Source organism: Pseudomonas sp. IT-P74 (genome assembly GCF_949768175.1).
Classification (GTDB): domain Bacteria; phylum Pseudomonadota; class Gammaproteobacteria; order Pseudomonadales; family Pseudomonadaceae; genus Aquipseudomonas.
The window spans coordinates 52,570-70,404 of record NZ_CATKQD010000044.1; the positions used below are offsets into that span (position 1 = coordinate 52,570).

The following is a 17,835-nucleotide window of genomic DNA, read 5'->3' on the forward strand; positions in this document are numbered from 1 at the left end:
GAATACCACAATGAAATACCGCCTGGGCGACGCCCGCGTCGAAACCCATCCACAGAGCTGGGTCGCACCCAATGCCGTGCTGGTGGGCAAGGTCAAGCTGGAAGAGGGCGCCAACGTCTGGTTCAACGCCGTATTGCGCGGCGACAACGAGTTGATCCTGATCGGCAAGAACAGCAACGTCCAGGACGGCACCGTGATGCACACCGACATGGGCTACCCGCTGACCATCGGCACCGGCGTGACCATCGGCCACAACGCCATGCTCCACGGCTGCACTGTCGGCGACTACAGTCTGATCGGCATCAACGCGGTGATTCTCAATGGCGCGAAGATCGGCAAGAACTGCATCATCGGCGCCAATTCGCTGATCGGCGAAGGCAAGGAAATTCCGGACGGATCGCTGGTCATGGGCTCGCCCGGCAAAGTGGTGCGCGAGTTGACCGAGCCGCAAATCAGGATGCTGGAGGCCAGCGCTGCTCACTATGTACACAACTCGCAGCGTTATGCCCGCGACCTGGCCGAGCAGGAAGAATGACCACCACTGAACGCCCGGTTGCATCGCCCTGCGTGAACATTTGTGCACTGGATGACGATGACATCTGCACCGGTTGCCAGCGCACGGTGGAGGAGATTACCCGCTGGAGCCGCATGGACAACGACGAGCGGCGCAAGGTGCTGGGGTTGTGTCATGAGCGGGCCAAGGCCAGTGGGTTGGTGTGGACGGTCGGGGCAAAACCGCGGTTGTAGGAGCGAGCTTGCTCCGGGCGGCGTTCCGACGATGGACCCGCGAACGCCGCGGGGTGTCAGGTTTGCCGCGTTATCGTTCACGACCATCGCGAGCAAGCTCGCTCCTACAGTATTCTGTGCGGCAAATTGACAGGTACTTTCCCGCCCATGCTCTTCCTGATCGCCTACATCAGCAGCGTCGTGCTGATCAACTACGCCTTTTCCACCGCCCCCCACCTGGACATTATCTGGTCGGCCTGGGGCGGGCTGGTGTTTGTGTTGCGCGACATGGTGCAAGCCCGGTTCGGGCATGGCGCCCTCGCGGCGATGCTGGGGGCGCTGGTGTTGTCCTATGTCACCTCCGATCCGTCCATCGCCCTGGCCAGCGCCACGGCGTTCGCGGTTTCCGAGTGCATCGACTGGCTGGTGTTCAGCATCACCAGGCGCCCGCTGCACGACCGCCTGTGGATAAGTTCGGCCCTGAGCATTCCCCTCGACACCTTTATCTTTTTCGGCATGATCGACGCCCTGACGCCGGGGGTGATCCTCACCGCCCTGGGTTCGAAATTCGCCGGGGTCACCGCCGTGTGGCTGATCATGGCCTGGCGCCTGCGCAAACAGGCTGTCGTCGGCTGAAGTTCATGTAAAATGCCGCGCTTTCTCCCCATGGGAAGCGCGCATGGCGACGCGTCCCTCGATGATCCGCTCCTTGAGGACCTTCAGATGACCCGTATCGGAACCCCATTGTCGCCGACCGCGACCCGCGTATTGATGTGTGGCTGTGGCGAGTTGGGCAAGGAAGTGGTGATCGAGCTGCAACGCCTGGGCGTTGAAGTGATCGCTGTGGACCGTTACGCCAACGCGCCGGCCATGCAGGTGGCGCACCGCAGCCATGTGATCAACATGCTCGACGGTGCCGCCCTGCGCGCCGTGATCGAAGCCGAGAAGCCGCATTTCATCGTGCCGGAAATCGAAGCCATCGCTACCGCGACCCTGGTGGAACTGGAGGCCGAAGGTTTCACCGTGATCCCGACCGCCCGCGCCGCGCAATTGACCATGAACCGCGAAGGCATCCGTCGCCTGGCCGCTGAAGAGCTGGACCTGCCAACCTCGCCGTACCACTTCGCCGACACCTTCGAGGACTACAGCAAGGCCGTCGAGGACCTCGGTTTCCCATGCGTGGTCAAGCCGGTCATGAGTTCCTCGGGCAAGGGCCAGAGCCTGCTGCGCAGCGTCGATGACGTGCAGAAAGCCTGGGACTACGCCCAGGAAGGTGGCCGCGCCGGCAAAGGTCGGGTGATCATCGAGGGCTTCATCGATTTCGACTACGAAATCACCCTGCTGACCGTGCGCCACGTCGGCGGCACCACCTTCTGCGCACCGGTCGGCCATCGTCAGGAGAAGGGCGACTATCAGGAATCCTGGCAGCCCCAAGCCATGAGCCCGATTGCCCTGGCTGAGTCCGAGCGTGTTGCCAAAGCGGTGACCGAAGCCTTGGGTGGCCGTGGTCTGTTCGGCGTCGAGCTGTTCATCAAGGGCGATCAAGTGTGGTTCAGCGAAGTCTCGCCGCGTCCGCACGACACCGGCCTGGTGACCCTGATCTCCCAGGACCTGTCGCAGTTCGCCCTGCATGCACGGGCCATTCTCGGTCTGCCGATCCCGTTGATCCGTCAGTTCGCGCCATCGGCTTCGGCGGTGATTCTGGTGGAGGGACAGTCGACCCAGACCGCTTTCGCCAACCTGGGCGCTGCCTTGAGCGAGGCGGATACCGCGCTGCGCCTGTTCGGCAAGCCTGAAGTCAACGGCCAGCGCCGCATGGGCGTGGCCCTGGCCCGCGACGAATCGATCGAAGCCGCCCGCGCCAAGGCAACCCGCGCTTCCCAGGCGGTTGTCGTAGAACTGTAAAAACAGCTATGGCGGGCCTATACCTTCTATAGGCATCGCGCCATTGCTTTACCTGTAGGAGCGAGCCTGCTCGCGATGGACTCAAGAACACCGCGGGGAACCAGACTCCCCGCATTATCGTTAACGTCCATCGCGAGCAGGCTCGCTCCTACAGGTCATTTATCAATGTTCCAGGCCTGTACCCCCATGAATTCGCAAAGCATCATCGTCCCGAAAATCTCCACCCTGCCGGTGCACGAACCCCGGGCCCGGGCCGTCGTGCGCTGGCTGGTGCGCAAGAACATCATCCAGGAAGAACTGACCACTTGCGGCCGCACCGGCAATCGCATGGCCCACGCCATCGCCGACGGTGCCCGCGCAGTGGTCCTGCACCCGGAGGCCCTGCCATTCGGCGAAGCGGTCAATGGCCTGGAGATCATCACCAAGCGTTGCATCTATACGCCAGCCAAGGGATTCCTTGAAGAGGCAGGCTGCGCCGAGTGCCGCAAGGAAATCGGTGAAGCCCTGTTCGAAAGCCTGGAAGACTGGATGCCGGGGCGCACCGACAACTTCACCTGCCCCGAATGCGGGCATGAAGACGACATCAACGGCTTCCTGTTCCTGCAGGAATGCGGCTTCTCCAACCTGGGTTTCATCTTCAACAACTGGGCCGAAGCCGGGTTCAAGCAGAGCTTTATCGATGAATTCGCCGATTGGCTGGATCAGCCTGTCAGTTGGGTGAAAGTCGAACTCTGATGACCCTGTAGGAGCGAGCCCGCTCGCGATGAACTCAAGAACACCGCGGGGAACCAGAATGTTCGCGTTATGGCTCACGACCATCGCGAGCGAGCTCGCTCCTACAGAAAAGCAGCAATATCATCCCGTACATCAGTAAAGCCAATAATAGACAGAGTTTTACATTGAACCCGAGGGGGTGTCTGACTATAATGGCGCGCTTCCATTTTCCCGCTCGGGAGCCCCCGCGATGCTGCGTATCAGCCAAGAAGCTCTGACATTCGACGACATTCTCCTAGTGCCCGGTTATTCCGAGGTGCTTCCTAACGAAGTCAGTCTCAAGACCCGCCTTACCCGTGGCATCGAGCTGAATATTCCACTGGTCTCCGCCGCCATGGACACCGTCACTGAAGCCCGTCTGGCAATCGCCATGGCTCAGGAAGGTGGTATCGGTATCATCCACAAGAACATGACCATCGAGCAGCAAGCTGCCGAAGTGCGCAAGGTCAAGCGTTACGAAGCCGGTGTGGTCAAGGACCCGATCACCATCGTCGCCGACGCCACCGTGCGCGAGTTGTTCGAACTGACCCGCATGCACAACATCTCCGGCGTTCCGGTGCTGCACAATGGCGACCTGGTCGGCATTGTCACCTCCCGTGACGTGCGTTTCGAGAACCGTCTGGAAGCCACCGTCCGTGAAGTGATGACGCCTAAAGAGCGTCTGGTCACGGTCAAGGAAGGCGCCGACAAGAACGATGTGCGTGAACTGCTGCACAAGCACCGCATCGAGCGCGTGCTGATCGTCGACGACAAATTCGCCCTCAAAGGCATGATGACCGTCAACGACATCGAAAAAGCCAAGGCTTACCCGCTGGCCAGCAAGGACGATCAAGGTCGTCTGCGCGTCGGCGCTGCAGTCGGCACCGGTAAAGACACCGGTGACCGCGTTGCCGCCCTGGTTGCTGCCGGCGTTGACGTGGTGGTGGTAGACACCGCTCACGGTCACTCCAAGGGCGTGATCGACCGCGTTCGCTGGGTCAAGCAGAACTTCCCTGAAGTGCAGGTCATCGGCGGCAACATCGCCACCGGCGCTGCCGCCAAGGCCCTGGCCGAAGCCGGCGCTGACGCCGTCAAGGTCGGTATCGGCCCTGGCTCGATCTGCACCACCCGTATCGTCGCCGGTGTCGGCGTGCCGCAAATCAGTGCCATCGCCAACGTTGCCGCTGCCCTTGAAGGCACAGGCGTGCCGTTGATCGCCGACGGCGGCATCCGTTTCTCCGGTGACCTGTCCAAGGCCATCGTGGCCGGTGCTTCCTGCGTGATGATGGGCTCGATGTTCGCCGGTACCGAAGAGGCACCGGGCGAGATCGAACTGTTCCAGGGTCGTTCGTACAAGGCTTATCGCGGCATGGGTTCGCTGGGCGCCATGTCCCAGGCTCAAGGTTCCTCCGACCGTTACTTCCAGGACTCCTCGGCAGGCGCCGAGAAGCTGGTTCCGGAAGGCATCGAAGGGCGTGTTCCGTACAAGGGCACCCTGAGCGCGATCATCCACCAGTTGATGGGCGGCCTGCGTTCCTCGATGGGCTACACCGGCAGCGCCGACATCGAAGAGATGCGCACCAAGCCTGAGTTCGTGCGGATCACCGGCGCCGGCATGGCCGAGTCCCACGTTCACGACGTGCAGATCACCAAGGAAGCGCCAAACTACCGCGTAGGTTGAGCCTTCAAGCAACAAGCTAAGCAACCGGGGCTGTTTTATTCAGCCCCGAGTTGTTTCTGAATCACGACTGTTTCCGAATTTTTTAGACGAGACTGAATCATGGCCCTCGACATTCACGCCCACCGCATCCTGATCCTCGACTTCGGTTCCCAGTACACCCAACTGATCGCCCGCCGCGTGCGTGAAATCGGCGTGTACTGCGAACTGCACCCGTTCGACATGGACGAAGATGCGATCCGCGAATTCGCTCCTAAAGGCGTCATCCTCGCCGGCGGCCCGGAGTCGGTTCACGAAGCCAACAGCCCGCGCTGCCCGCAAGCGGTTTTCGATCTGGGCGTGCCGGTCTTCGGTATCTGCTACGGCATGCAGACCATGGCCGAGCAACTGGGTGGCAAGGTTGAAGGTTCCGAGCTGCGTGAGTTCGGTTATGCCCGCGTGGACGTGGTCGGCAAGAGCCGCCTGCTCGACGGCATCGAAGACCACATCGACGCCGACGGCCTGTTCGGCCTCGACGTGTGGATGAGTCACGGTGACAAAGTTACCCGCATGCCGGAAGACTTCCACATCCTGGCCAGCACCCCGAGCTGCCCGATTGCCGGTATGTTCAGCGACGAGCGCCGCTACTACGGCGTGCAGTTCCACCCGGAAGTGACCCACACCAAGCAGGGCGGTCGCATCCTGTCGCGCTTCATCCTCGACATCTGCGAGTGTGAAGCCCTGTGGACTCCCTCGAAAATCGCTGAAGACGCCATCGCCCAGGTGCGTGCCCAGGTCGGCACTGACAACGTCCTGCTCGGCCTGTCCGGCGGTGTTGACTCGTCCGTGGTTGCCGCGCTGCTGCACAAGGCCATCGGCGACCAGCTGACCTGTGTGTTCGTCGACAACGGCCTGCTGCGCCTGCACGAAGGTGAGCAAGTGATGGCCATGTTCGCCGAGAACATGGGCGTCAAGGTGATCCGTGCCAACGCCGAAGAGCAGTTCCTGGGCAACCTGGCCGGCGAAGCCGACCCGGAGAAGAAGCGCAAGATCATCGGCCGTACCTTCATCGACGTGTTCGATGCCGAATCCTGCAAGCTGGACAACATCAAGTACCTGGCCCAGGGCACCATCTACCCGGACGTGATCGAGTCGGCTGGCGCGAAAAGCGGCAAGGCCCACGTGATCAAGTCGCACCACAACGTGGGCGGCCTGCCGGAAGAAATGAACCTCAAGCTGGTTGAACCGTTGCGCGAGCTGTTCAAGGATGAAGTCCGTCGTCTGGGCCTGGAACTGGGCCTGCCGTACGACATGGTCTACCGTCACCCGTTCCCGGGCCCGGGCCTGGGCGTGCGCATCCTCGGTGAAGTGAAGAAGGAATACGCCGACCTGCTGCGTCGCGCCGACCACATCTTCATCGAAGAACTGCGCAAGGCCGACTGGTACCACAAGGTCAGCCAGGCGTTCGTGGTGTTCCAGCCGGTGAAATCGGTTGGCGTGGTGGGCGATGGCCGTCGTTACGCCTGGGTCGTGGCCCTGCGTGCCGTGGAAACCATCGACTTCATGACCGCGCGTTGGGCACACCTGCCTTACGAACTGCTGGAAACCGTTTCCGGCCGCATCATCAATGAAATCGAAGGCATCTCCCGCGTCACCTACGACGTGTCGAGCAAGCCGCCAGCGACCATTGAGTGGGAATGATCGAATTGAACCTGTGAAATCAGGTTCAAATCGATAATACCAAGCGAAGCCCCGGTTCGAGAGACCCGGGGCTTTTTGCGTTTCAAGGGACGCGTGTGGGTTTCAAGCCGTTGCGACTCAGCGCTTGCGAAAGCTCGGCCAGGCTGGTGAATCGCTTGTTATTGATGCTGACCCACTGCGGACGCTCAATGTATATGCCTGTGGCGTCAGAGCGGATGAGGGTGCGCACCAGTGAGCCGTCCCGGGCACGGTGAACCAGTTCGAGCTGGTTGCCGTACTTTTCGATGCTGACCATGCCCGGTTGATTGAGTGCTGCGTCGAGTACCTGTTCTCTGGCAAGCTCGGGGGATTCCAGTTCCAGAAGCAGGTCGTTCTTGACCGTGAACACAGTGCTGTCAATTCCGCCGTTGGTACCGGACTCTCCCGGGTCAGGCTCAATGGTCGTGGACTGACCGACCCTGGCACTTTTTACCCGCAAGCCGATACCACCTTCCAGTTCACTGAGGCCCGCGACACCTTCCCAGGTATTGGAATGAGTATTGCCAACCAGTGCAATCCATCGATGAGGCCCTCTGGCAGCCTGATCCCCTTCGATGATGATTTTGGCGAAGTAATTCATCATTTTTTGCCGGTGGAAGGGGGTTACCCCCTGCATGTTATCGACGCGATAGCTTGCAGCGCAGTCGATCGCCTGCACGCGAATGTGGTTTTTCTGCGCGGTCTTGACCAGTTTCATAAAGGTGAATCGGCCAGAGGGATCGGTGAAATGACCTGCATCGAGATTCTTCAGATAGCGTTTCAGGCTTTTCGACATTACGCCGCTCTTGTTGAAAACATCCAGGTCCGCCTGATGGAAGTCGTTGAGCAGGTGTTCCATGTACAAGGTTTTAACCTTTTGTTTGCCGAGTATCTCCATGTTCTCGATCAGGAACTCTTTGCTGCCAATACTGGAGTGGCCTTCGCCGACGACCAGGGCGGGTGACTCTTCGAACAGCGTCTCGATGATGTCCTTGGGTCGGCTCACCGGGCCAAAGACCGGAGTGGTCGGCCTGGGGGGGAGTTCAGGAAGGTTTTGATAGTAGGCCTGAGCGTCTCGATACAAGGTTTTTCTCAGGGCCTTGAACTGCATCAGAGCGCTGTCGGGATTGAAAATGTCGTCGTAAGCGTCACTGAGCTCTTTGTCGGCGCCAGCTTCGGTGACGTAAGGCTTCAACTCGGCCCGTAGCGCCTGAGGGACGTCATAGGCAGTGGCAGGGCTGGCTATCTCAGGCAAAGGCGCAGGCGATCGGCCCCAAGGCCAATTGCCAAAAATCTTGCCGCCGCCATACAGACCGGGGCGGGTCAGCGGTTCCCATTCACCCTCGGCGTTCAAACGAACCGGCAGGCTGCGGTGAAACGAGAACGGGTTGGCGGGGTCGATGATGACCCAGGTCTTCAGCTCGTTGACGTAGCGCACCAGGTAGTAGTCGTCATTGATCCTGACGTAGTTGCCGCCTGTCGCTGGCTGATAGATGTTGCGGTATTTGCCTTCCTCGGCTGCCACCTCCAGGCCGTCAAGGACTTCATTGGTCTCGAAAGGGGCCAGCGGGTTTTCACCTTCCACGACATAGGTTCGACCGGGGGCGGCGACTGTGATTTTCGGTGGGGCGCCTTCGGGGTGTTCGTTTTCGCCGCCGAGATTCTCCTGTGGGGTGAACTCGTCTTTGGCTTCGCCGACTTCCGCCAACTCGGCCGAGCCACCGAGCGCCAGCGCATTGAAGAGGGTGTCGATGCTGCTGAAGATGGCGCCGAGTACACCGGCCTTGCGTTCCTGGGCGTTCATGCCGTTGACGGCCTGGTCGATGTTCAGGCCGATGTTGGCGATGCCGGCACCCACGGCGGCCAGGGCCACGGGCCAGCCGGCGCAGGACATGGCACCAAAGAGTCGGGTGAACGTACTCAGATAGCCGATCCACATTTTCTCCCGCAGGTCGGCATTGGAGCGTAAGGATATATCCGCGTCGTCGAACATGCGTTCCCTGACCGAGTCTCGGAGCCAGGTGAAGGTGTCAACATCGATATCCGGTATGTCTGGTTCGAACAGGCTATGGTCGTATTTGCCCCACGTCACATACAGCAAATCGATGGTGTGGTTCAGGCCAACGTTGTCCTCATCCTGCTGCTGGGCCGACAAGGGGAAGTGCGCCATGAACCGGGCGCGGTTGTCCGGATGGTTGTTCTGGCACAGCAACCACCAGTGCAGGTCGCGGGGGGTTTCTAATACATGGAAGGCATCCGTTTCCCCCGGGGTATAGAGAATCTGCCGTCCGTCTCGGTCGATGATGCGCAGTATGTCACTGGACATGTAGTTGCCGATGCACAGCGGCGTGGCTCGCAGGCCTTCGACAGGCGGCTCGTGGGCCCTGAGCATGTCCAGGGTAACGGGCCAGGTGAGATGGCCGGCCACTGCCTTGAGCACGGTTTTGAGGTTTTCGTTGCTCAGGCGTGAGCCGTCGTGTTCCTCCAACGCCTTGGAAATGAAATTGAGCTTGGCCAGGGTTCGAAAATTATCCGAATGATTGCGCCAGAAAGCGCCCATCTTCTCCCAATAGCGGTCGTGAAAATTGATGCGCCACAGGTCCTTGATGACCACGCTGGGGTGCATCTTCACTTCGTTGGTTTCGTTGTAGATCCGGGCGTTCGCTCCCTCGTTGTAGAACCCGCCATCACTGTCCAGCAGGTCGGCATTGTCCTGGTCGTGGGCCTGAAAGCGCTGGACCACCAGTTGCGGCAAGGTCAGCGACTCAATGGGCTTGGGATAGTGTTCCCAGAACAGGAAGGCTTTGTTGCTGGTGACCGACGTGTTGTCGAAACGGTGCCACCAGACCCGGTCCGGGTCGATGTGCTGGATGCGGTATTTGTCCAGAATTGCCTGAGCCTCGATATGGGCCATGTCGTGCATGTCGGGACAGGCTTCCACGAACGGAAGCACCAGGTCCTTGAGGGCCTGTACATCGTCGGGGTCCGGGAGTGGGAATTGAGTACTTGTATCTGAAGAATTCATCTCTCTCTCCTTGAGAAATGGATGGGTTTGAGGTCGGCACTATGCGCTGCGGACTACAGCCGGATCTGTAGGGAAAGCGGCGCACGGTGTCAGGGATTAATAGATCTTTGTTGTCAGAGGTCGCCCGGCTGCGGCCCGGCGTCACGTCCGCTTTGCTGTTTCTTTCACAACTGCGGGTGTATCGTATTCGCCTTTTGCGGGCCCCGGGCCTGTCGCTGATACGTGAGGTAGTTGAGTTCATGTCGTTTACCCGTCGCCAAATCCTCGGTGGCCTGGCCGGTCTTGTTGTCGTTGGTGTCGGTGCGGGGGGCGCGTCGCGCTACTGGCTGGGCAAGATGGCGGACGCCGAGGCGGGCCACGACTACGAGCTTATCGCGGCGCCGCTGGACGTGGAGCTGGTAGCCGGGCACAAGACCCAGGCCTGGGCCTTCGGCCCGTCGGCGCCGGGCACCGAATTGCGGGTGCGTCAGGGTGAATGGCTGCGGGTGCGCTTCATCAACCATCTGCCGGTCGCCACCACCATCCATTGGCATGGCATCCGCCTGCCGCTGGAAATGGACGGTGTGCCTTACGTGTCGCAATTGCCGGTGTTGCCGGGTGAGTACTTCGACTACAAATTCCGTGTGCCGGATGCCGGCAGCTACTGGTACCACCCGCATGTGAACAGCAGTGAGGAGCTCGGCCGTGGCCTGGTCGGCCCATTGATTATCGACGAACGCGAGCCGACCGGATTCAAGTACGAGAAGACCTTGAGTCTCAAGAGCTGGCATGTCGACGACGTTGGCAATTTCGTCGAGTTCAGCATTCCCCGGGAAGCGGCGCGGGGTGGTACGGCGGGGCGCCTGGCGACCATCAATGGCGTCCCGCAGGCGGTGATCGACTTGCCGGCCGGGCAGATCACCCGCGTACGCCTGCTCAACCTCGATAACACCCTGACTTATCGCCTGAACATTCCTGGCGTCGAAGCGCAGATCTATGCGCTGGACGGCAACCCGGTCGAGCCACGACCGCTCGGCAAGGAATACTGGCTCGGCCCGGGCATGCGCATTTGCCTGGCGATCAAGGCCCCGCCGGCCGGTGAGGAGTTGTCGCTGCGCAACGGCCCGGTGCGCCTGGGCACGTTCCGTTCAGTGGCCAATAGTGATGCGCCGACCGAGTGGCCGCCGGCACTGCCGGCCAACCCGATCGCCGAACCGGACCTGGCCAATGCCGAGAAACTCAACTTCAATTTCGAATGGGTCGGCTCGGTATCGGTCAACGTTGATAACGGCAAGCCGCCGAGCCTGTGGCAGATCAACGGCAAGGCCTGGGACATCACCGACAAGACCTGCGCCGATCGCCCGATTGCCAGGCTCGAGAAGGGCAAGAGCTACATTTTCGAATTGAAGAACATGACTCAGTACCAGCACCCGATTCACCTGCACGGCATGAGTTTCAAGGTCATCGCCTCGAACCGGCACAAGGTCATTCCGTATTTCACCGACACCTACCTGCTGGGCAAGAACGAGCGCGCGCAGGTAGCGCTGGTGGCGGATAACCCGGGTGTATGGATGTTCCACTGCCATGTGATCGACCACATGGAAACCGGCCTGATGGCCGCTATCGAGGTGGCGTGATGCGTCAGATTCGTCCCGCCGCCATCATCGACCGCAGCCGTGATCGCGAATTCATGCGTGAGGCCCTGGCACTGGCGGCCCAAGGCGCGGCCCTCGGCGAAGTGCCGGTGGGCGCGGTGCTGGTGCAGGATGGAGAGATCATTGGTCGCGGCTTCAACTGTCCGATCACTGGCAGCGACCCAAGCGCCCACGCCGAGATGGTCGCCATCCGCGCCGCCGCCCAGGCTGTAAGCAACTATCGTCTGCCGGGCAGTACGCTGTATGTCACGCTGGAGCCGTGCAGTATGTGCGCAGGGCTGATCGTGCATTCGCGGATTGCCCGGGTGGTGTACGGCGCGCTGGAGCCGAAAGCCGGAATCGTGCAGAGCCAGGGGCAGTTCTTTACCCAAGGCTTTTTGAATCACCGGGTGTTGTATGAAGGCGGGGTGTTGGCGGAGGAATGCGGGGCGGTGCTCAGCGAATTCTTCAAGGCCCGGCGCGCGAAACCAGCAATCTAGAAAACGACATCAAACCCTGTGGGAGCTGGCCTGCCAGCGATGGCGTCGGCACATCGAGCATTGATGTCGACTGAACCACCGCTATCGCTGGCAGGCCAGCTCCCACAGGGGTATTCGGTGTTCGGGGATTGGCTTACTTGCGAGCGACGATCACCGCCCGCATCGGCGCCGGCAGCCCTTCAACGGTCTTGCTGTGATCTTCGGGATCAAGGAAGTCGCTCAGCGACTGATACTTCATCCACTCCGTCCCACGCTGTTCCTCGACCGTGGTGGTGCTCACATCCACGCACTTTACATCGGTGAACCCGGCGCGGCGCAGCCACAGCTCCAGCGCCGGCACCGACGGCAGGAACCACACGTTGCGCATCTGCGCGTATCGGTCTTCCGGTACCAGCACCTGATGCTTGTCGCCTTCGACCACCAGGGTTTCCAGCACCAGTTCCCCGCCCTTGACCAGGCAATCCTTCAGCGCCAGCAAATGCTCGATGGGCGAACGGCGGTGGTAGAACACGCCCATGGAAAACACCGTGTCGAAACCTTCGAGGTTCGGCGGCAGGTCTTCGAACGGGAAGGGCAGGTGCCAGGCATTCGGCTCGGAAAGATAACGCTGCACCGCCTGGAACTGGCAGAAGAACAGCCAGTTCGGGTCGACACCGATCACGCTGTCGGCGCCGGCGCCGAGCATGCGCCACATGTAATAGCCGTTGCCGCAGCCGACATCGAGGATGCGCTTGCCTTTGAGGTCCAGGTGCGGGGCGACCCGTGACCACTTCCAGTCCGAGCGCCATTCGGTGTCGACGTGCACGCCGAACAGGTCGAACGGCCCTTTGCGCCAAGGCGACAAGCCCATCAGCGCAGTGCGCATTTGTGCGCGGGTCTCGTCGCTGCAATCGGTGTCCAGCTTCAGGCCATTGAGCAAGTCGACTTCACTTGGCTGGATCTTCGGCAGGGCGTCCAGCGCACTTTGCCAGCGCTCCAGATCGCCGTGGCCCTTTTCCATTTTCTTGTCGAGTTGTGCTTGCAGGGTGTTGGCCCATTCGGCCAGCGGAGTGCCGGCCAGTCGGCGGGCGAGGGGGGACAGATCAATCATGGCAAGGCAATCAACGAGGCAAAGTTAAGACACTGGAACCACGGCACGACTTTCGAGAACCCGGCGGCCAGCAGGCGTTCGCGGTGTTCTTCGAGGCTGTCGGGCTTCATGACGTTTTCGATGGCGCTGCGCTTCTGGGCGATTTCCAGCTCGCTGTAGCCGTTGGCGCGTTTGAAGGCGATGTGCAGGTCGGTGAGCAACGCGTGTTCCTGCGCGTCTTCGAAGCGCAGTTTTTCCGAGAGGATCAAGGCACCGCCAGGCAACAGCGACTGACGGATGCGCGACAGCAACGCCGTGCGCTGGTCCGGGGCGATGAATTGCAGGGTGAAGTTCAGCGCGACCACCGAGGCCGGCTGGAACTCCAGCGCGAGGATGTCGCCTTCGATCACCTCGACCGGCAGCAGCTCCTGGAACATCGAATCCTGACCGTTGAGGTACTCGCGGCAGCGTTCGACCATGGCGGCGGAGTTATCCACAGCGACCACCCGGCAACCGTCGGTGCGTACATGCCGGCGCAAGGCCTGGGTCACGGCACCCAGCGACGAGCCCAGGTCGTAGAGCACGCTGCCCGGCTGGGCGAACTGCGCGGCGAGCACGCCGAGGTTTTCGACGATGGTCGGATAACCCGGCACCGAGCGCTTGATCATGTCCGGGAACACCCGCACCACGTCCTCGTTGAAGGCGAAGTCGGGCACCTGGGCCAAGGGCTGGGCGAAAAGGCGATCGGATTCTTTGCTCACGGCGGTTCCAGCGGTGTAGGTGGAAAAGGCCGGCATTTTAGCCAAGTTGGCGCGCGGATGCGCGGGTTGTCTGATAAACCGGCGGGCTGAATCAGGAATCTTCGTTGCCCGTGATATGGCTATCGCGAGCAAGCTCGCTCCCACAATGGATCTGTCGAACACAAATCATGTGTTCACAGTCGATCAAATGTGGGAGCGAGCCTGCTCGCGAAGAATTCAACGCGGTCTTTGGCTGAACGCCGAGGCAGTGATACCCCATTGCCCCAGCCAGTAACTGAGGATGATCACATAAGGCGCCGCGTCGAACGGCACCACAAACCGGCTGATACCAATCACGCTGTCGGAGAACACGAACGCCACTGCCCCCGCCGCCGCCAGCAACGCCGAGCGTTTGGGCACATCGGTCCCGAGTCGGGCCAGGGCGCGCCAGAGCATGGCGCTGATCGCCGTGCCATAGACAATCACGGGCACCAGCAATGGCCCGAGGCCGTTGGAAATCAGAATTCCCAGCAGCACGGCGCCGACGCCGAGGGCCAGCACCAGCGGCAGCACGGCCAGGCGTCGGCAATCACTCAGATAAGCCTTGAGATAAGCCAGATGCGCGACCAGAAACGCGCCCAGCCCAAACACGAACAAGTCCCCCGGCCATGCCAGCAACACGTCGCCGACCAGGGAGAAAATCAAGCCCAGGCTGATCCAGCGCCGATATTCGCCGGGCGGTGCGTCGTGCAGCCAGCCGAGCAGGGCCAGTACCGGCAGCGGCTTGACCAGCAGGCACAGCAGAGACGCATGCACGCTCACGCCGTAAAGAAAGGTCACTGCGCCCATCAGCGCCAGAATCAGCCAGCCCACGGTCAGTTCACCGAGATCGTGCAGTCGAATGAATCCACCGGCAGCACTTCGGGTGCCCATGGCTGTTGCGAAGTCAGGCGCAAACGCCCGGTGCCGGTCGCAAAAGCCTGAAAGCGCCAGGTCGAGACCCCGGCCGCGCCGACGATGCCGGCATCTTCCGGGTTTCGATAAACCTCAGGCCCCAGTGCGTGCAGCACACCGCCGGCCGAATCCTGGATCGCCCAGCGATAGCCCGTGGTCGGATTGCTCGGCAGGGTCAGGATCAGGTTTTGCCCGTTGCTGAGTTGCACCGGACATTCGCTTTGTTTTTCCACGGTCACGTTGTGCGCAGGTTGCGTGGCGCATCCAGCCAGCAGGGCAAGGGCGAGGGGGACAAACAGGCGAATGGGGGACATAGGCTCAAGGGCTCCGGCGTTCACGACGAACGGCGAGCATAACTTAAGATGAGACAAAGTGTGACAGCCGCGGAAGGAGGCGGTGGCAGGGCTGACGCCATCGCGAGCAGGCTCACTCCTACAGTGGTTGGCGGTGTTCACAAATTGTGTGTTCATCGCAACACCCTGTAGGAGCGAGCCTGCTCGCGATAGCGATGGAGTAGGCACTACATCACTTTCAGAACAACACCTTCGCCACATCCGCAAACCGCTTGGCAAAGTGCACGGTAATGCCTTCCTTCAGATACTCCGGCAGCTCCTCGAAATTGCCCTGGTTCGCCTCCGGCAGAATCAGTTCGAAAATCTTCTGTCGCCGCGCCGCAATCACTTTTTCCCGCACGCCGCCAATCGGCAGTACATGCCCGGTCAACGTCAGTTCTCCGGTCATGGCCACGCCTTTTTTCGGTGGCTGGTTGCGCGCCAGCGAAAGCAGGGCACTGGCCATGGTCACGCCGGCGCTCGGGCCGTCTTTCGGCGTGGCGCCTTCCGGTACGTGCAGGTGGACGAAGGCTTCGTCGAAGAACTTCGGATCGCCGCCATAGGACTTCAGGTGCGAGCTGACGTAGCTGTAGGCGATCTCTGCCGACTCTTTCATCACGTCACCCAGTTGTCCGGTGAGTTTGAAGCCACGGTTGAGGGTGTGGATGCGCGTGGCTTCGATCGGCAGGGTCGCGCCACCCATGCTGGTCCAGGCAAGGCCGGTGATCACGCCGACACCCGACAGCACCTGTTCGTTGCGGAACACCGGTTTGCCGAGGGACGCCTCGAGGTCCTTCGGGCCGAGCTTGATCACGGCTTTCGGCTCGTCGAGCAGTTTCATCACCGCTTTGCGCACCAGTTTGCCGAGGTTTTTTTCCAGCTGGCGCACGCCGGCTTCACGGGCGTAACCGTCAACCAACGCCTTGAGCGCACTGTCGCTGATGCTCAGGCTGCCCTTGGATACGCCGGCTTTCTCAAGCTGCTTGGGCCACAGGTGACGCTTGGCGATGGCGACTTTTTCTTCGGTGATGTAGCCCGACAGGCGTATCACTTCCATCCGGTCCAGCAACGGGCCGGGGATCGAATCGAGGGTGTTGGCGGTGCAGATGAACAGCACTTTCGACAGGTCCATCCGCAGATCCAGATAGTGGTCGAGGAATTCGACGTTCTGCTCAGGATCCAGGGTTTCCAGCAGCGCCGAGGCCGGGTCGCCCTGGTAGCTCTGGCCCATCTTGTCGATTTCGTCGAGCATGATCACCGGGTTCATCACTTCGACGTCTTTCAACGCTTGCACCAGTTTGCCCGGCTGTGCGCCGATGTAGGTGCGGCGATGGCCCTTGATCTCGGCTTCGTCGCGCATGCCGCCGACGCTGAAGCGGTAGAACGGCCGGCCCAGGGATTCGGCAATGGATTTGCCGACGCTGGTTTTACCAACGCCCGGCGGCCCCACCAGCAGTACGATGGAACCGCTGATCTCGCCCTTATAGGCGCCGACCGCGAGGAATTCGAGGATGCGGTCCTTGATGTCGTCGAGGCCGGCGTGGTGTTTGTCCAGCACCTTGCGCGCGTGCTTGAGGTCGAGTTTGTCCTCGCCGTACACGCCCCACGGCACCGAGGTCGCCCAGTCGATGTAATTGCGGGTCACCGCATATTCCGGCGAACCGGTTTCGAGGATCGACAGTTTGTTCATTTCTTCTTCGAGGCGTTTCTGCACCTGCGCCGGCAGGACTTTACCCACCAGCCGCTGCTCGAACTGTTCGAGGTCGGCGCTGCGGTCGTCCTTGGTCAGCCCCAGCTCCTGCTGGATGACCTTGAGTTGTTCCTTGAGGAAGAACTCGCGCTGATGTTCACCGATCTTGCGGTTAACTTCGGCGGAAATCTCTTTTTGCAGGCGCGCAACTTCGACTTCCTTGCGCAGCATCGGCAGGACTTTTTCCATGCGCTTGAGCATCGGCACGCAGTCGAGCACTTCCTGCAGCTCACTGCCGGTGGCCGAGGTGAGCGCGGCGGCGAAATCGGTCAGCGGCGACGGATCGTTTGGGCTGAAGCGGTTGAGGTAGTTCTTCAACTCTTCGCTGTACAGCGGGTTGAGCGGCAGCAGTTCCTTGATCGCATTGATCAGCGCCATGCCGTAGGCCTTGACCTCGTCGGTCGGCTCGGTGGGCTGGTGCGGGTATTCGACTTCCACCAGGTACGGCGGGCGGTGGTGCTTGAGCCAGGTCTTGAGGCGTACGCGGGTCAGGCCCTGGGCGACGAATTGCAGCTTGCCGTTCTCGCGGCTGGCGTGGTGCACCTTGACCAGGGTGCCGTAGAGCGGCAGGGCCGAGGTGTCGAAGTGGCGCGGGTCTTCCTGGGGCGTGTCCATGTAGAACAGGGCCAGGCAATGGTGTTCGGACTTGGCCACCAGGTCCAGGGTCTCGGCCCACGGCTCTTCGTTGACGATGACCGGCAGGACCTGGGCCGGGAAGAACGGTCGGTTGTGGATCGGGATGATGTAGACCTTGTCCGGCAGGTTTTGGCCAGGCAGGGCCAGGCCTTTGCCAGGTTTGTGCTGCGGGGCGTTTTCCGGATCGGCGTATTCGCTTGGGTCTTCGGGGAATTCCTGCTGGTCGCTCATGGGGGCACCTGCGCAATGGGTATGGGTCTTAGATGGGGCAGGTTGGCGGTGGTTTCAACGGTCATTTTCTGCGAAGCTGTGTTTCGAAGGTGTGTTCAGCGCAGAGACAGGTTAGCTGGGATTCGGCGCGACACCGGCCCACTGTAGGAGCGAGCCTGCTCGCGATGGTGTGTCAGTCGGCATCAATTTGGCTGACACACCATCGCGAGCAGGCTCGCTCCTACA

The 17,835-nt window shown here is 61.0% G+C and carries 15 protein-coding genes; 9 read left to right on the plus strand and 6 right to left on the minus strand.

Translation table 11 applies throughout. The annotated features are described in order from the left end of the window. The first annotated feature begins 10 nt into the window (after window positions 1-10). From ACM6J5_RS18750 to guaA, 7 genes are all read left to right on the plus strand, one after another. Complete coding sequence (locus ACM6J5_RS18750) at window positions 11-535, plus strand: gamma carbonic anhydrase family protein (protein ID WP_057716270.1); 525 nt, start codon at window positions 11-13, stop codon at window positions 533-535. Continuing rightward, the gene (locus ACM6J5_RS18755) at window positions 532-747 is read left to right on the plus strand and encodes a DUF1289 domain-containing protein (protein ID WP_414929125.1); all 216 of its coding nucleotides are present in this window, start codon (window positions 532-534) and stop codon (window positions 745-747) included. The genes ACM6J5_RS18750 and ACM6J5_RS18755 overlap by 4 nt, the downstream gene beginning before the upstream one ends. A gap of 147 nt (window positions 748-894) precedes the next feature. Beyond that, window positions 895-1,362, plus strand: coding sequence for a preQ0 transporter (locus ACM6J5_RS18760; RefSeq protein ID WP_414929126.1), 468 nt, complete (start codon window positions 895-897; stop codon window positions 1,360-1,362). An 87-nt stretch (window positions 1,363-1,449) separates the two neighbouring features. After that, on the plus strand, window positions 1,450-2,631 hold the full coding sequence (gene purT, locus ACM6J5_RS18765) for a formate-dependent phosphoribosylglycinamide formyltransferase (protein ID WP_414929127.1): 1,182 nt from the start codon (window positions 1,450-1,452) through the stop codon (window positions 2,629-2,631). Window positions 2,632-2,817: 186 nt separating this feature from the next. Next, the gene (locus ACM6J5_RS18770) at window positions 2,818-3,366 is read left to right on the plus strand and encodes a sugar ABC transporter ATPase (RefSeq protein ID WP_095943068.1); all 549 of its coding nucleotides are present in this window, start codon (window positions 2,818-2,820) and stop codon (window positions 3,364-3,366) included. Between the two features lie 229 nt (window positions 3,367-3,595). Then, entirely contained in the window at window positions 3,596-5,065 is a 1,470-nt protein-coding gene (gene guaB, locus ACM6J5_RS18775) for an IMP dehydrogenase (RefSeq protein ID WP_008053208.1), read from the plus strand. A 99-nt stretch (window positions 5,066-5,164) separates the two neighbouring features. Next, complete coding sequence (gene guaA / locus ACM6J5_RS18780) at window positions 5,165-6,742, plus strand: glutamine-hydrolyzing GMP synthase (RefSeq protein WP_008053207.1); 1,578 nt, start codon at window positions 5,165-5,167, stop codon at window positions 6,740-6,742. An 82-nt stretch (window positions 6,743-6,824) separates the two neighbouring features. Here the strand turns inward: guaA and ACM6J5_RS18785 are convergent, their stop codons facing one another. Continuing rightward, a complete protein-coding gene (locus ACM6J5_RS18785; RefSeq protein WP_414929128.1) occupies window positions 6,825-9,785 on the minus strand; it encodes a membrane-targeted effector domain-containing toxin in 2,961 nt (986 codons plus the stop codon). Window positions 9,786-10,024: 239 nt separating this feature from the next. Between ACM6J5_RS18785 and ACM6J5_RS18790 the strand changes: the two genes are divergently transcribed. Together ACM6J5_RS18790 and tadA are read left to right on the plus strand one after the other, a co-directional pair. Further along, entirely contained in the window at window positions 10,025-11,401 is a 1,377-nt protein-coding gene (locus ACM6J5_RS18790) for a multicopper oxidase family protein (protein WP_150757937.1), read from the plus strand. Next, window positions 11,401-11,898: a tRNA adenosine(34) deaminase TadA gene (gene tadA / locus ACM6J5_RS18795; RefSeq protein ID WP_095943072.1), complete on the plus strand. Its 498-nt coding sequence runs from the start codon at window positions 11,401-11,403 to the stop codon at window positions 11,896-11,898. The genes ACM6J5_RS18790 and tadA overlap by 1 nt, the downstream gene beginning before the upstream one ends. A 133-nt stretch (window positions 11,899-12,031) precedes the next feature. Here tadA and cmoB read toward each other — a convergent pair whose 3' ends face one another. From cmoB to lon, 5 genes are all read right to left on the minus strand, one after another. Further along, window positions 12,032-12,988, minus strand: a complete 957-nt coding sequence (gene cmoB / locus ACM6J5_RS18800; RefSeq protein ID WP_095943073.1) for a tRNA 5-methoxyuridine(34)/uridine 5-oxyacetic acid(34) synthase CmoB — start codon at window positions 12,986-12,988, stop codon at window positions 12,032-12,034. Next, entirely contained in the window at window positions 12,985-13,764 is a 780-nt protein-coding gene (cmoA, locus tag ACM6J5_RS18805) for a carboxy-S-adenosyl-L-methionine synthase CmoA (RefSeq protein WP_172435320.1), read from the minus strand. Before cmoA ends, cmoB begins: the two co-directional genes overlap by 4 nt. A gap of 180 nt (window positions 13,765-13,944) precedes the next feature. Beyond that, the gene (locus tag ACM6J5_RS18810; RefSeq protein WP_414929217.1) at window positions 13,945-14,580 is read right to left on the minus strand and encodes a lysoplasmalogenase; all 636 of its coding nucleotides are present in this window, start codon (window positions 14,578-14,580) and stop codon (window positions 13,945-13,947) included. Between the two features lie 2 nt (window positions 14,581-14,582). After that, window positions 14,583-14,975: a protease inhibitor I42 family protein gene (locus ACM6J5_RS18815; RefSeq protein ID WP_150672989.1), complete on the minus strand. Its 393-nt coding sequence runs from the start codon at window positions 14,973-14,975 to the stop codon at window positions 14,583-14,585. A gap of 217 nt (window positions 14,976-15,192) precedes the next feature. After that, window positions 15,193-17,610: an endopeptidase La gene (gene lon, locus ACM6J5_RS18820; protein ID WP_095943077.1), complete on the minus strand. Its 2,418-nt coding sequence runs from the start codon at window positions 17,608-17,610 to the stop codon at window positions 15,193-15,195. Window positions 17,611-17,835: the final 225 nt, after the last annotated feature.